The 13874-nt window shown below is 68.1% G+C and carries 13 protein-coding genes; 6 read left to right on the plus strand and 7 right to left on the minus strand.

Annotated elements, in window-relative coordinates:
• The first annotated feature begins 31 nt into the window (after positions 1–31).
• Positions 32–1792: a bifunctional diguanylate cyclase/phosphodiesterase gene (locus KBY86_RS01525; RefSeq protein WP_255099688.1), complete on the plus strand. Its 1761-nt coding sequence runs from the start codon at positions 32–34 to the stop codon at positions 1790–1792.
• Positions 1792–2949 carry a diguanylate cyclase gene (locus KBY86_RS01530; RefSeq protein WP_255099687.1) on the plus strand — a complete coding sequence of 386 codons (1158 nt, stop codon included), beginning with the start codon at positions 1792–1794 and terminating at the stop codon, positions 2947–2949. The genes KBY86_RS01525 and KBY86_RS01530 overlap by 1 nt, the downstream gene beginning before the upstream one ends.
• Positions 2950–2958: 9 nt before the next feature.
• Here the strand turns inward: KBY86_RS01530 and lipA are convergent, their stop codons facing one another.
• Entirely contained in the window at positions 2959–3867 is a 909-nt protein-coding gene (lipA, locus tag KBY86_RS01535) for a lipoyl synthase (RefSeq protein WP_255139909.1), read from the minus strand.
• Positions 3868–3913: 46 nt separating this feature from the next.
• On the minus strand, positions 3914–4495 hold the full coding sequence (gene recR, locus KBY86_RS01540; RefSeq protein WP_094511027.1) for a recombination mediator RecR: 582 nt from the start codon (positions 4493–4495) through the stop codon (positions 3914–3916).
• Positions 4496–4621: 126 nt separating this feature from the next.
• Here recR and psbP point away from each other — a divergent pair, with 126 nt between their 5' ends.
• The 4 genes from psbP to KBY86_RS01560 all read left to right on the plus strand — a co-directional run bounded on the left by psbP (position 4622) and on the right by KBY86_RS01560 (position 8110).
• A complete protein-coding gene (gene psbP, locus KBY86_RS01545) occupies positions 4622–5206 on the plus strand; it encodes a photosystem II reaction center PsbP (protein ID WP_094511091.1) in 585 nt (194 codons plus the stop codon).
• 116 nt (positions 5207–5322) lie between these two features.
• Positions 5323–6513 (plus strand): FAD-dependent oxidoreductase, encoded by a 1191-nt coding sequence (locus KBY86_RS01550; protein WP_255139910.1) that lies wholly within the window; start codon positions 5323–5325, stop codon positions 6511–6513.
• 83 nt (positions 6514–6596) lie between these two features.
• Complete coding sequence (locus tag KBY86_RS01555; protein WP_255139911.1) at positions 6597–7919, plus strand: NHLP bacteriocin system secretion protein; 1323 nt, start codon at positions 6597–6599, stop codon at positions 7917–7919.
• Positions 7916–8110: a hypothetical protein gene (locus KBY86_RS01560; protein WP_255099684.1), complete on the plus strand. Its 195-nt coding sequence runs from the start codon at positions 7916–7918 to the stop codon at positions 8108–8110. The genes KBY86_RS01555 and KBY86_RS01560 overlap by 4 nt, the downstream gene beginning before the upstream one ends.
• Positions 8111–8162: 52 nt before the next feature.
• On the opposite strand, the gene KBY86_RS01565 is transcribed toward KBY86_RS01560, so the two are convergent.
• From KBY86_RS01565 to KBY86_RS01585, 5 genes are all read right to left on the minus strand, one after another.
• The gene (locus KBY86_RS01565) at positions 8163–9905 is read right to left on the minus strand and encodes a TolC family protein (protein WP_255139912.1); all 1743 of its coding nucleotides are present in this window, start codon (positions 9903–9905) and stop codon (positions 8163–8165) included.
• Positions 9902–10981 carry an FUSC family protein gene (locus KBY86_RS01570; protein ID WP_255099682.1) on the minus strand — a complete coding sequence of 360 codons (1080 nt, stop codon included), beginning with the start codon at positions 10979–10981 and terminating at the stop codon, positions 9902–9904. The genes KBY86_RS01565 and KBY86_RS01570 overlap by 4 nt, the downstream gene beginning before the upstream one ends.
• Entirely contained in the window at positions 10978–12024 is a 1047-nt protein-coding gene (locus KBY86_RS01575) for an aromatic acid exporter family protein (RefSeq protein WP_255139913.1), read from the minus strand. Before KBY86_RS01575 ends, KBY86_RS01570 begins: the two co-directional genes overlap by 4 nt.
• Before the next feature lie 72 nt (positions 12025–12096).
• Positions 12097–12951: an LCP family protein gene (locus KBY86_RS01580; RefSeq protein ID WP_255140069.1), complete on the minus strand. Its 855-nt coding sequence runs from the start codon at positions 12949–12951 to the stop codon at positions 12097–12099.
• A 204-nt stretch (positions 12952–13155) separates the two neighbouring features.
• Positions 13156–13785, minus strand: coding sequence for a ParB/Srx family N-terminal domain-containing protein (locus KBY86_RS01585; protein WP_255099680.1), 630 nt, complete (start codon positions 13783–13785; stop codon positions 13156–13158).
• Between the last annotated feature and the right edge of the window lie 89 nt (positions 13786–13874).

Below are 13874 nucleotides of genomic sequence, written 5' to 3' on the forward strand. Positions count from 1 at the left end.
GCCCATGGGCCCCTCCCTATGCAGTGATCCCATGAGGAGCGAGAGCGAGCACACCTCCACGGGTATCCCCTGGTCGTTGAGGGCCCATGCTGCCATCCTTGCTGCTTTTTCCATTGAGGACCCATCCACCACAAATGAAGTGGTTGACCAGCTGGCGCTGGCGCTCAAAGCCGATGTAGCGGCCCTAATCACCAACCAATCCTTCCGTTGCTCGGTGGGTCTGAGCGCGGAAGATCAGGCCCTGCTGTTGCGGGTTGCGGCGGACCGTCCCACGGAAGTGCGCTTGGCTACGGGGCTGCGGCAGGTTCACTGGTGCCTGCTTTCAGGCCTGGATGTGTTGCTGATTGCTCGCTATCAGACCCCCTTCGACCTTCAGGAGCGCTGGCTGCTCGAGGCCATGGCCCAGAGCCTGCAGTTGTGTGCACAGGTCAGCAAGTCGATGCTGGCGGAGCGATCCGCCACCCGTGCAGCCATGGATCAATCGAGCTACGACCTGCTGACGGGGCTCCCGAACCGCAGCCGCGTGCTCAGCCAGCTGGCGCTCAGCCTGGAATCGAACCTGCGCAGCGGTGGCAGTAAGGGATCATTGGCGGTTCTGTTTATCGACATTGACCGATTTAAATTGATCAACGATGCCCATGGCCATACCACTGGAGATCGTTTTCTGATCACGGTGGCCAAGTGCCTGCGGCAATGTGTGCGTTCCGGTGATCTTGTGGGGCGTCTTTCCGGCGATGAGTTCATCATCGTCAGCTCAAGTTCTTCGCAAGAATCGGTTCAGGCTCTTGGGGCACGTATCATCGATCTGATTGGCCGGCCGATGACGATCGGCAGCAAGTTGCTCAGTCATTCGGCCTCGATTGGTGTGGCGATCGCCAATGGCAGGGACACCGCTGAAGTGCTGATTGAAAATGCCGATATGGCAATGTACAAAGCGAAGGCCAGCGGGCGGGGCTGCCTGGCTTACTTCGACCAGCAGATGAGAAACACCGCCCTCAAGGCAGCCACTTTGGAGCAGGATCTCCGACGAGCGCTTGCAGCCGGCGAAATCACCTCCTATTACCAGCCGATCTTTGATGTTCACGACCATAGGATTCTCGGCTTCGAATCCTTGGCCCGTTGGCAGCACCCGATGCACGGCCTGATCTCTCCCAGTGAATTCATTCCAGTGGCTGAAGAAAGTGGGCTGATCGTGCAGATCGATTCAATCGTGCTTCAGCAGGCCTGCAAGCATATGGCTCGTTGGCATGCGGTCTGTCCAGATCAGAAATTAGGCCTTTCGGTGAATCTGTCTGTCCGTAGTCTGCTGGATCCTGGCACGCCAAAGCAGATCGCCATGGCGCTGTTCGAATCGAACTTTCCAGCGGACCGCCTCTACATCGAAATCACCGAAACGATGCTGATCGAAGATGTTGATGCAACCCTTCGAGCCTTCCGGCAGATCAAGGCCTTAGGGGCCAATCTGGCCATCGACGACTTTGGCTCAGGATACACCTCCATGCGATATCTCAAGCGTCTGCCGGTTGAGGTTCTGAAGATTGATAAATCCTTCATCGAAGGATTGGGCAGCAATCAAGAGGACGAAGTAATCGTTAAAGCGGTGATCAGCATGGCCAAGGCGCTGGGCCTTCATGCGATCGCGGAGGGGGTGGAGCGGCAGGAGCAGTTGGACGTGCTCCGGAAACTTGGCTGTGATTATATTCAGGGATATCTAGTCGGACGCCCTCTGAATGCTCCCAACACCCTTGCGCTGATTCAGTCGCGCTCTGAAATGCTTGCCGACTGCATCTGATGTTTGAACCCTTCCCCCTGTTCGATGATCACCAGGAGTTGTCGGCCGTTCCCATGATTGGCTCCGGCTCCTCAAGGCGCCATCAGCTGCAGCTCAAGGCCATCCGAGCGTTGAAGGCCATCTGGGTGGAGGCCGATCAAACCTTTCCACCTCCTTATCGCAATCCAGCTGATCTTCTCCAGCACGGCGTCAGGCATCTGGTGGCCGCCGGCTTCCCGCTGCACCGCATTGCTCTGGCGCTGGTTCCGATCGAAACCGGCCAGGGTGGCATTCAGTATTGGTGGGATGTGGAGAACCCGGAGGTGGTGCGTTCCTTCTTCCGGGGCAGTGAGTTCTTTGCCGGCATGGATCACCGCACCAGCGTGCTGCATGCGGTGTGTGAGAAGAAAGCCCCCGAACGTCTGCTGCTGGAAAACCTCAAGCCGGATGATATCCCCTATGCACTGGCCAGAGATATGCGCCGTGAGCGTTACACCGACTACATCGCCGTGCCCCTTGGCAGTGATGGCAGCCATGAGCTGATTCTCACGATGGCCACCCAGCGGCCCGGAGGGTTTCTGTTGTGGGAGCTGGCGGCGCTCAAACGCCTGGTGGGCACCATGGTTCCCACCGTCCTGGCCTGCGTGGGCCATGAAGGCCGCCAGTGGGGATGGCGGGATCCGCTCACGGCACTCTCCAACCGTGGCAGCTTCGAGCAGCAGCTCAGTCAACAGATTGCCTTGTCGCGCGTTACCGGTGATCCGTTCTCCCTGGTGATCCTGGATCTCGATGATTTCGGCGCCTACAACGACACCTTCGGCCATTTCTGTGCCGACGACAGCCTGCAGGCGATCGCCAGGCTGCTCACCCGGCGACTGGGCGCCGACAACCCCTTGCTGGCACGAGTCGGTGCGGATGCCTTTGCCATCCTCTTGCCTTCGGTCACCGGTGCGGAAACCGAGCGCCTTGCCGCTGAGTTGGTGGTGGAGATCCAGGGCCTGAGGATCGCCCATCCCCCCGCTCTCGATCCGTTCATGAGCGCCAGCGTTGGAATCGAAACCCATTGGCCGCTGCTCGAACCAGAAGATGCCCAGGCCAGTGAACTGCTTGCCCGTGCTGAGATCGCCCTCAACCGCGCCCGTCAGACCAAACGCTCCTGCCAGCTGATGCCGCAATGACCCGCCGGCTCAGCCGGCAGCGTGGTAGCTGCTGCGCACCAGCGGCCCGCTGCGCACCTGAGCGAAGCCCAGGGTGGTGGCGATCGCCCCCAGCTGCTCGAATTCCGCCGGAGTCCAGTAGCGCGCCACCGGCAGGTGGGCCAGGGAAGGGCGCAGGTACTGCCCCAGCGTCAGGCGTTGGCAGCCCACGGCCCTGAGGTCGCGCAGGGTGGCCACCACCTCCTCACTGGATTCGCCCAGCCCCAGCATCAACCCTGATTTGGTTGGGATCTGTGGCGCCAGCTCCCGCGCCGCCGCCAGCAGGTTCAAGGAGCGGACATAGGTGGCGCCCCGCCGCACTTCCCCCTGCAGCCGCTCCACCGTCTCGAGGTTGTGGTTGAAGCACACGGGCCCGGCGGCCAGCACCTGCTGCAGGCGGTGCCGCTGGGCGGCCCGGCCGTTGGCCTCCTGCCGGTGCCCACCCCAGAAATCGGGCGTGAGCACTTCGATCGCGATCAGTGGGTTGTGCCGCCGGATCGCGGCCATGGTGGCGGTGAACAGGGAAGCGCCGTGATCGGCCTGATCGTCGCGGGCCACGGCGGTGAGCACCACGTAGCGCAGGCCCATGCGCTCCACCGCCTGCGCCACCCGCTCGGCCTCGGCCGGATCGATCGGCAGAGGGGCCTGGCCTTTCTCCACCTGGCAGAAGGCGCAGGAGCGGGTGCAGATCGGGCCCCCCAGCAGAAAGGTGGCTGTTCCTGCCGCATAACACTCGCCCCGGTTGGGGCAGCGCCCCTCTTCGCAGATCGTGTGCAGCCGCTCCTGCTTCACCACCGCCTGCACCCGCTCCAGCTCGGAGGCGTTGCCCAGCGGGCGCCGCAGCCAGGGTGGAAGCCGCTCGGCCGGAGGGATGACGCTGTAACGGCTGCGGGAACCCATGACCGTCAGGCTATCGAGCGCGTTGCGCCCATCCGCCGCCTGCCGTTCATCCGTCCATCCGCCGCCGGCCTTCCATCGCCCGGGCCAGGGTCACTTCATCGGCGTATTCCAGTTCGCTGCCCACCGGCAGGCCGTAGGCGATCCGGCTCACGCTGGTGAACGGACGCAGCAGGCGGGCCAGATAGAGGCTTGTGGTGTCCCCCTCCACACTCGGTGTGAGCGCCAGGATCACTTCGCTGATGCCTTCCTGATCCACCCGGTTCACCAGCGGTTGCACGTGCAGCAGCTCCGGTCCGATGCCATCCATCGGCGAGATCAGGCCACCGAGCACGTGGTAGCTGCCTTTGTATTCGCGGGTGCGCTCGATTGCCAGCAGATCACGGGAATCGGCCACCACGCACAGCAGCCCGGTCTGGCGCTCCGGCTGGAGGCAGATCTCACAGAGGGCTTCGGCGGAGAGGTGGAAGCAGCGCTGGCACTGGCCCACCTGGCTGCGGGCGGCGAGCAGGGCATCGGCGAAGGCGCGGATCTGTTCTTCCGGCTGGCGCAGCAGATGCAGGGCTAAGCGCTGGGCGGTGCGGGGGCCGATGCCCGGCAGGCGCTCGAACTGGTCGATCAGCCGGGCCAGGGGACGGGTGAAGCCGCTCAGAGAACTGACGCGAAGACCCCGAATCTAAAGACGCTGCCAAGAGCTCCCGGCCTGCCGGCCGACAGAATGGCGCCGGTGCTCCCCCATCCCGCCGCCCTTGCCGCCATGCCTCTCCGCTTTCTCCAGCCGGATCTCCGGCCCTGGTTCAGCCGTCTGCTGGCCGTGCTGCTCGGGGCCTTGATCGCTGGTGGTGGGCTGGCGGGCTGCAGCGCCGCGGCCGCCGGGCTGAACGCCTTCCAGAGCCCCGATGGCCGTTATGCCTTCCTCTATCCCACAGGGTGGACGCGCGTGGTGGTGAGCGATGGCCCCCAGGTGGTGTTCCACGACCTGATCAACAGCGATGAAACACTCAGCCTGGTGATCTCCGATGTGAATGCAACCAACGACCTGAGTGATCTCGGCAGCGCCGTGGCGGTGGGTGAAAAGCTGCGGCGCGTGGTGATCGCGCCGGCCGGCAGCGGCCGTGAGGCGGAACTGGTGGAGGCGGTGGAGCGCCAGGACGGTGGCCATACGTTTTACGACCTGGAGTACGCGGTGCACCTGGCGGATCGCGACCGCCACGAACTGGCCACGGTGGTCGCTGACCGGGGTCGGCTCTACACCCTGGCGGTGAGCACCAACGAGGCCCGCTGGGGCAAGGTCAAGGAGCTCTTCCATAACGTGATCACCTCCTTCACCCTGCAGATCTGAGGCGGCCCGGCGGCAGCAGGGTGGAAGCGGAGCTCATGCGGGGGGCTGGACCCATCGACGATGCTGCGGTCCTGGACGATGCTGCGGCCCTGCCAGGTTCCGCAGCCGGCGGCCCGGTGGTGGTCATCGGTGCGGGGCTGGCCGGTGGCCTCCTTGCCCTCGAACTCGCGGGCCTGGGTCTGCCGGTGACGGTGGTGGACGGGGCGGGGCCTGCCGCCACACCGCTCAGCTACGGCGGCATCCCCTGGTGGGCCGGGCCTCCGGGCCCGCTCGACAGCTGGATGGCCGCCGCTCCGTCCCACTGGCGCCGCTTGGAGGCGCGCCATGGCCCCCTGGGCCTGAGCCCCTGCGATCTGGTGCTGCATTGGCCCGCCGCCGCTGACGCCGCTGCGCGGCAGCGGCAGGAGGGGGTGCTCCAGCAGGTGGAGGGTCTGGCCCGCCGTCACCTCGGAGCCGATCAGCTGCAGCACGGCCCACCGCTGACGGGCGCAGCCGGCGCGGCGTCTCCAGTGGCTGCGGCGGCCAGCGGCGCTGGAGGGACCCTGCGGCTCGGCTACGCCAGGGTCGATGTGGGGGTGCTTGCGGTTGCCCTGCCCGGGGCGTTGCGCGCGGCCGGGGTGCGGCGGCTCATCCAGCGGGTGTCGGCCATCGAGCCCACGCGCTCTGGCTGGCGCCTGCGCTTGGAAGCGGCCAGCGGTGGTGTGGGCGACACCTTGTGGGCCCGTCAGGTGGTTCTGGCTGCCGGAGCCGGTTGCCGCTCGCTCTGGCCGTCGTTGCCGCAGCGTCTGCGGTTCAGCTGGGCCGGCGCACTGCTGGTGGACCGCCTGCCGCTGGCGCTGCCCTCCGGTGATGCCATCGTGATGCCGTTGCTGGGCCAGCGGCAGGGCCTGGAAGACCGCTCCGCCCAGCTGCAGGCGCCTGAGCTGATCGTGGATGTGGGCTGGGCGCCGAGCGGTACGGGCTGGCTGCTGGGCCAGAGCTCCCTGGTGGGCCCAGGCACGGACCTGGGCCCACCCCCCGACCCCCGCCACACCGAGCTGTGCCTGCGCCAGGCGTTTGCGGGGCTGCTGCCGGCACTGGCGGAGCTGCCGGGTCGCTTCGTTCAGGTGCCGGTGAGCTTCACGAATCCGGGCCTGCCCCTGGTGGGAGCGGTGGCGGGTGACCCTGGCCTGTGGGTGTTCGCCGGTTTCGGTGGGCCCTTTGCGTTGGTGCCGGCCCTGGCGCCGCTGATGGCGGCCGCCATCGCCGGTGATCCGGCTGCCCTGGCCACGTTGCCCGGCGCCGCCCCCGTGGCGGGCGGGGGCTGACAGGAACCCCGTGACCCACCAAGCTGGCGGCCATGCACCTGCTGCGGCCTGACCATTGGAAGGGGATGCCTCCGCGGCGGAAGGTGGCGTGGTGTCTGGGCGGCGTCGTCGGTGCGGTGGTGCTCTGGGCCTGCTTCTGGCGTGTGCCCACCGAGGTGATGGGCAAGGGGGTGCTGCTGCTGCCCGGCAGTGCCGGCCTGATCGACGCCCGCGCCGGCGGCCAGGTGCGGCGCCTGCTTGTGGCCGTGGGCGATCGGGTGCGACGCGGCCAGGTGCTGGTGGAGCTCTATCTGCCGGTGCTGGAGCGGGAGATCGAACAGCAGCGAGCCAACCTGCGGGAGCTCGAACGTCAGAACGAACAGCTCACCGCCCGCGACGACCAACGCCTCGCCACCGAACGGCAGGCGCTTGCCACCGCCCTCGCCAAGCTGGGCGCTGACCGCAGCCGCTTCGGCGCCCTCAAGAACACCTACGCCGCCAAGCTCAACCAGCTGGAGTGGCTGAGCCGGCGGGAGGTGGTGGCCCCGCTCTCCTCCGAAGTGGTGACGGTGGAGCAGGGCCTCACCGCCACGGCCGTGAACCTCGATCAGGTGGCGATCGAAGAGCGGAACCTGCTCACCGCCTTTCAGCAGGTGAAGCTCGAGCTGGAGACCGCGGCGCTGCAGCGGCGTTTTCGCATCGATGATCTGCGCCGTCAGCTTCGCGTCAGCGAGGCGCAGCTGGCCTTCAACGGCCGCCTGCACGCCGATCGCGATGGGGAGGTGCTGGATCTGCAGGTGATCCCCGGGCAGACCGTGGCCGTGGGCCAGCGGCTGGGCACGATCGGGCGTGGGAGCGGCTCCCAGCCACTGATCGCTGTGGCCTACTTCCCTCCCGCCGATGCCCGTCGCCTGCGCCCTGATCTGCCGGTGGAGGTCGTGCCCGACTGGGACCAGCGCAGCCGCTTCGGTGGCATCGTGGGCCGGGTCCGGCAGGTCAATGTGCTGCCCGCCACCGAGGAGGACATCTCCACCACGATCGGCAACCCCCAGCTGGCCCGCTCCCTCGTGGAAGGCGGGCCGGTGATGCGCGCCGAGATCAGCCTGGAGCGTGACCCCGCCAGCCTCGATGGCTTCCGCTGGACCCTCTCGCGGGGCAGCAGTGTGTTCCCGGTGCGGGAAGGTCTCACCGTCACGGGCCATGCCTACGTGGAATGGCGCACCCCGATCTCCTATCTGCTGCCCGGCCTGCGCTCGCTCACCGGCGGCTTCCGCACCTTCGGCTTCGATCGCCGCTGGGATGACGGAGACCTCCGCCAGAGCGACAAACCGCTTCAGAAGACGCCGACGGCCGCTCCGGCCAGCATCACCAGCTCCTCAGACCGCCCCAGCCCTGCGGCCAGCCCCACCGCGGGGGCGTTGCCATGACCTCGAATCCGCCCCCGCCGACCGGCGAATCCAGCCCGCTGCGGCGGGAGCTGCCCTGGCTGGTGGCCGAAGTGGTGCTGCTGGTGGTGCTGCTCAACGCCAATGCGCCGGAGCTCTGGTTCTGGTTGGTGGTGCTGCTGGTGGTGCTGGCGTACCGCATCGAGCGCTTCGTCTCCAGCGGCGAGCGTTGAGCGGCGCAGCCGCACAGGCTGCTGATCCGGAGCTTCGCGTTGCCCGGGCTCGTCACGGCCCCAGTTGCCGACGGCCGGCCTCTGGAACCGTGAGCTGCACCGGCACGACGGCCTCGGGGTCGGTGGGCATCGGCAGCAGTTCCCGCAGCAGTCGGGCGTAGGTGATGTTCACGGCCACCGTGGCCTCCAGTCGCTGCACCAGGCTGGTGATCAGCCGGTCCTGGGTGAGCGACAGGGTGACTTCGTTGGCCAGACCGCTCTGATAGCGGAGCCGGGCATCCCGAAAGGCCTCCAGGCTGGCGCGCACCCCCCGCTGGCTGGAGGCCAGTTTTCCCAGGCTGGCCCCATGTTCGAAGAAGGCCTGCTCCAGCCGCAGGCGGATGTCGTTGCGTGAGGCGGCATAGCGCTGCGCCTCGGCCTGCTCCTGCTGCGTCAGGCTGCGCAGCGCCGCGGCCGTGCTGCCGCCGTCGAACAGCAGCCAGCGGAAGGCCAGCCCCACCGACCAGTCCGTGCCTGCGCTGTTCTGGGTGGGAATCACCGTCGTGCCACAGCAGTCGCCGCTGATGTTCCACTGCTGGGTCTGGCTGCTGCCGGCGGCCGCGGCGGCGAACAGGCTCAGGCGGGGCAGCAGCTGGGCGGCCAGGGCCTGCCGGTCCTTGGCCAGGGCGTCGCGGCTGGCCAGCACCAGCGCCAGCTCGGGGTTGTCGCGATAGGCGGCCAGCAGGCTCTCCTCCAGCCCGAACGGCCAGCGGGACTGGATCCGGATCGGGTCCGCCGCGCGGGGGGTGAGGTTGGCCGGCAGATTGAGCAGCACGGCCAGCCGACGCCGAGCCACCGCCTGGTCGGCGCGGGCCTGGATCAGCTGTTCCTCGCTTTCGGCTTCGAAGGCCTGGCGGCGCAGCAGGTCAAGACGGGGCACGAGCCCGGCCTGCTTGAGCGCCAGCACCTCTTGCAGGATCACGCCATCGTTGCGCAGGTCGGCTTCGCGGATGCGCACCAGCTGGTCGGCCCGCTGCAGGCCGTAATAGGCCTCACTCACCTCCAGCTGCCGGTGCCGCAGGCTGTTGGCGTAGGTGGCCCGCGCCTGCCGCAGCCGCGCCCGGGCCGCCTGGATCAAGGGGCTGCGGGCGAAATCCAACACGGCCAGATCCAGCTCCAGGCCACCGCTCAGCTGGCGCACCCCCTGGTTCAAGGTGGCGGTGGCACCGCTGGGCACGAAGAAGGGGCCATTGGTGGTCGAGCCATCGGCGGCCTGCAGTCCGGATGCGGCGAAGTTGGGCCCGAGGGCGAGGCTGCCGTTGCCGGCGGGCACCCCGAACCGCGTCGCCGTCTGGTCGTAGGCCAGCCCGCCCACGGCGGCGATGCGGGGCCAGTAGGTGCCCAGGCGGCTTTGCAGCTGGGCCAGGGCTGCGGCCACCTCCAGGCGCCGGGCCTGAACCTGCGGACTTTCGGCCAGCGCGATCACCACCGCCTGCTCCAGGCTGAGCGCCTGCACCTGCTGCTGATCGCTGAGCTGCGCCGCCGTCGGCAGGGCTAGCGGGGGTGGGGCCGGTGGCGTCTCACCGGGGGTGGCGCCGCCGGCTCCCCCGTCCTCCGGCCCGGGCAACAGCTGGTCCAGCAGGCGCAATTCGGCGTCCAGGCGGCTCCAGGCGCGCTCCAGCGCAGCGGCGTGGTGATGAGGGTCGGCCCCGGCTGCCAGTGCCACACCGCGGCCCTGCTCCAGCGCGATCCCCAGCAACGTCACGCTCAGGGCGAGCCTGGTGGCGATCGCAGGCCTGCAAGGGAGTCTGGTCATGCCTGCAGCGCCTGCCAGCGCCGGTCCATCGTTTCGAGGCCCTCGGCTGCCTGCTCCAGCAGCATCAGGCGCCGGGCCACCTGGCGCTGGCGCACGTTCGGCACCTGCTCGAACGCGGGGCTGTGCAGCAGCTCGCGGCAGGTGCGCAGGGCCGCCAGGGCCAGTGCCTGGCTCTGCAAGCCTGCCTGCCTGCCGCTGGCCGTCAGCGACGGCAGCGGTTCGTCCTGCGCGAAGCGGCAGGTCTGCCATCCCTCCAGCCGCTGGGCCATGGCCTCCAGCAGCCTCACTTCCGCCATTCTCAGCTCCACCAGCGCCGACGGTGACAACAGTGGAGGCGGCAGGCTGCGCAGCCCGTCGAGGGTTCCAAGCAACAACGAAAAGGTGGCATCGCACAGTTGCCACAGGTGATGCAGCGGCTGCCGGGCCGGGTTGAGCCCCAGCTCCGTGATCGCCGCCGGCCGCCCCTGCCGCAGGGCCACCAGTTGGGTCAGGTCCTGCCGGTGGCGCCGGCGCCGCTCGCCGGGGGAAGCGGCGGGGGCCAGCGGGCTGCCGAGTCGCTGGCCTTCCTCGCGCAAGGCGGCTGCGATCGTGCCCATCAGGCGCCGGCAGCCGTCGTTCTGCTGCTGGATCGCCCGGCTGGGCCAGATCCAGCGCACGGCCAGCAACCCCACCACGATTCCCAGGCAGGTCCAGCCCAGGCGCAGCGGAATCCAGCTGGAGAGGTTGGAACTGTGCACCAGCCAGCCCATCACCACGATGAAGCCAGCCACCTTGTAGCCGCTCTGCAGACCCAGCGCACCGCCCAGCAGGCGGGTGAGCGTCAGGGCGATGCCGAGGGCCAGGGGCAAGGGCAGGCGCAGGCCGCTCTGGCACACCAACAGGATGGCCACCCCCATCAGGCTGCCCAGCAGCCGCTGGCGACCCAGTGCATAGGAGCCGCCGTAGCTGCCGGCCATCACGGCGGTGATCGCCATCGGCATGTAGTAGCCATCCGGCAACGGACTCAGCACCGCAAAGCCCGTACTCAGCCCGGTCACCAGGGCCAGGCGCCATTCCTGCCGTGGCGGAAGCTTCATCGCGCCGGCTCCAGGCGGGAGCTGGCGGTGCGGGGCAGGGTGCTCCGCTCGCAGAACTGCAGCGACAGCAGCGCCCGCCGCAGCCGGTTGTGTTCCTCCTCCAGCGAGTGCAGCAGCAGCGAGGGCAGGGTCTGCTCCCCGGAGGCCGGCTGCAGCTGCAGCGGCCCGTCGCCTGACGCCGGCGCCTGCAGCTGCTGAAGCGCCCGTTGCAGCTGCGACGCCAACGCGGCGACAGCTGGCTCGCCGGCCAGGTCGGCGGGGAGCTGGCCGAGCAGCCGTTCGAACTGCACCCAGTGGTGGTGGATCGTCTGCCAGATCAGCAGCCGCTGGCGCCAGCGTGCCTGCCGCAGCAGGTGCCGTGCATGGCCCGCCTGCTCCTGCTGCACCAGCTGTTCGAGAGCGAGCAGGCGGGCGGTGAACTCGGCACGGGACAGCGGTGCAGGGCGTGCCTGCCTGCCCAGAGCCCACGCCGTGAGGGCAGCGAGCTGCGTCTGCAGGCTGGTGTGGATCTGCCGCTCGAGGGCCCCGATGCGCTGCAGCCTGTTCTTTGGCCAGAACAGCAGGGCCGTCAGCAGCGCCACCACGATTCCCACGGACGTGTCCACCGTGCGGTTGAACACGTAGTCCCAGTTGAGCGCGGTGTAGTGGGGGATCAGCAGGAACATCAGGCTGATCGTCACGGCGGTGGACAGCCCTCCTTGCCAGCCCAGCAGCCGCAGCAGGGGCACGGTCAGCAGCAGGGACACCAGCACCGCGGGCCAGCCGCCCATGATCGTGTGCACGAGAAAGGCCACCAGACCGCCGCTGGCGGTGCCGAGCACCCGGGCGAGGGCCGCTTTGACGGTCAACTCGTCGTTGTCATCGATGACGAAGATCACGGCCAGCAGCGGATACCACACGAACGCGATCCGATCGCTCCAGAGCGCGATCGCGGCGGTGATCAGGCTGGCGAGGCCAAGGCGCAGGCTCTGCTGAAGCAGGGGGGAGAGTGGAGCCATCGCAGCGCTGCGGCGCATTGCCGGCACGGTACCGGCTCCGTCCATGGCGGCTGAGGGCTGATGGCAGGAGGCTGAGGATCAGTAGCTGGAAGGTGGCGGCGACCCTGCCGCCGTGGCTCAGAACAGGAAGCGGTAGCGGCCGTTGTCCGACGACTCCTTGGAGGAGCTGGCGGTGCCGGAGGTGCTGGGCCAGTCGGCTTCCCAGTAGCTGATGCCGTTGCGGTCGAACGGGCGGCCGCCGAGCCGCTCGGTGCTGAGCTGGGTGGAGGCCATGGCGGTGATCAGGCCGCCGATCTGCATGGGCCCGAGATCGGTCTTGACATCCTCCCCGGCGGCGGAGAGCAGGGTGGGCAGACGCATCAGGTTGTCCGGCCGGATCAGCTTGCGAAACACCGCGGCCAGCACCAGCTGCTGCCGCTCGATGCGGCCGATGTCACCGTTCTCGTCGTGGCGCCAGCGCAGGAAGCCTTCCAGGTCGCGGCCCTTGAGCGTCTGCATGCCCGGCTGCAGGTCGATGTAGAGGCCCTGGCTGTTGTCGACGTAGTACATGCGCTTGGGCACATCCACCTCGACGCCACCGAGCACATCGCCCATGCGGCGGATCGCGCTCAGATTCACCTTGATGTAGTGGCCGATGGGTCGACCGAGGCGCTCGGAAAGCTCCTCCTTCGCGGCTTCGATGCCGCCGTAGGCGTAGAGAGCGTTGGCCTTGACCGGGCCGAAGCGGGCGGAATCGATGTAGGTGTCTCGCGGCACCTGGGTGATCTGGGTTTTGCCGTTCTCCACCCGCAGCGTGAAGATCACATCGGTGTTGCCACCACCCACGTCGGAGCCGAGCACGAGCAGGTCGCGATCGGTGTCAACCCAGCTGCCGAAGGGATTGCGGAAGCCTTCCAGCTTCACAGTGGTGTTGCCCTTGATCAGATCGGCCAAGGGCACCGCCAGGGCGAGGCCGCCGCCGAGCCCGAACATCACGGCGAGCAGGATCGGCCCCAATCCGCTGGACCGGCGCTTGGGGGGCGGAGCGCTCGGGTATCCGGCTGAAGGCGCCGAAGGAACCGCTGTGGATCTCTGGCGCTTCGCTGCCGATGTCTTCATATTGAAACCTTATTTCATCCTGGCGGTGGATTTCCCTCCCAGGCCCGCCGGTATCAGTCAGTTTCTGAGCTGGTGACCTCAGCTCCCAGGATCGCGGCGTTGGCGCACCAGTTCCCGCGCCGCCGGCAGAGCCGGATCCAGCTCGATCGAACTGAACGGCGGCAGCGCCTGCTGACGCAGCCAGGCGCCCCAGCGAAACTCGTGGAAGGGCAGGGTGGGTTGGGCGCGGATCAGCCCCTCCTGCTTCAGCTTCCAGACGAGGCTGCGATAGGGGTCGTCGTCGAGTGCCTCCAGCCGCCTCGGCAGGCGCTCCGCCGGGTGGGGACCGCGCCCCTCGCCATCGTGCAGATAGAGCCAGCCGCGGCGATTGAGCTCCTCGAGGCAGTGGGCCCGGCTGGCGCCCTCCAGCCGCAGCACCACCGCACAGAACACGCTCACGTCCGGGTCGACGTCGAGCAGGGCCCGCAGCCGGTGATGGCGATCGATCATCCAGTGCTCACCGGCGCTGCTGACGGCGACCGGCACCGGGCGGCTGCGCAGGTAACGGCGGCGGCTGGCAGCGGATTCGAGGCGGAAATCACAGGCCCGGGCCCGCACCTCCGCCAGACCGAGGCAGAGCTGGGTGGGCTGGAGGCGCTCGACGGGCAACTCCAGCAACTCCGTCTGGGACGTCGGCGGCAGTTCGTGGGGACCGGAGCTCGGCGCCATCGTCAGGGGGCAGCAGGGGGCCCTGAAGGAGTTGTCCATGCTGCAACATTCCCGCCCACCCCGTCGTGCCGTATCAAGGGGGCAGCGGA

It is taken from the genome of Synechococcus sp. Lug-A, assembly GCF_024345655.1.
GTDB lineage: Bacteria > Cyanobacteriota > Cyanobacteriia > PCC-6307 > Cyanobiaceae > MW101C3.

Excerpts from the sequence above, each read along its gene's own strand:
- KBY86_RS01580 (WP_255140069.1), bottom strand. The coding sequence starts at position 12,951 with ATGTTCGGGCTCGGCGGCGGCCTCGCCCTGGCGGTGCCCTTGGCCGAT.
- KBY86_RS01585 (WP_255099680.1), bottom strand. The coding sequence starts at position 13,785 with ATGGCGCCGAGCTCCGGTCCCCACGAACTGCCGCCGACGTCCCAGACG.
- KBY86_RS01565 (WP_255139912.1), bottom strand. The coding sequence starts at position 9,905 with ATGACCAGACTCCCTTGCAGGCCTGCGATCGCCACCAGGCTCGCCCTG.
- KBY86_RS01570 (WP_255099682.1), bottom strand. The coding sequence starts at position 10,981 with ATGAAGCTTCCGCCACGGCAGGAATGGCGCCTGGCCCTGGTGACCGGG.
- psbP (WP_094511091.1), top strand. The coding sequence starts at position 4,622 with ATGCCTCTCCGCTTTCTCCAGCCGGATCTCCGGCCCTGGTTCAGCCGT.
- lipA (WP_255139909.1), bottom strand. The coding sequence starts at position 3,867 with ATGGGTTCCCGCAGCCGTTACAGCGTCATCCCTCCGGCCGAGCGGCTT.
- KBY86_RS01525 (WP_255099688.1), top strand. The coding sequence starts at position 32 with ATGAGGAGCGAGAGCGAGCACACCTCCACGGGTATCCCCTGGTCGTTG.
- KBY86_RS01560 (WP_255099684.1), top strand. The coding sequence starts at position 7,916 with ATGACCTCGAATCCGCCCCCGCCGACCGGCGAATCCAGCCCGCTGCGG.
- KBY86_RS01575 (WP_255139913.1), bottom strand. The coding sequence starts at position 12,024 with ATGGACGGAGCCGGTACCGTGCCGGCAATGCGCCGCAGCGCTGCGATG.
- KBY86_RS01530 (WP_255099687.1), top strand. The coding sequence starts at position 1,792 with ATGTTTGAACCCTTCCCCCTGTTCGATGATCACCAGGAGTTGTCGGCC.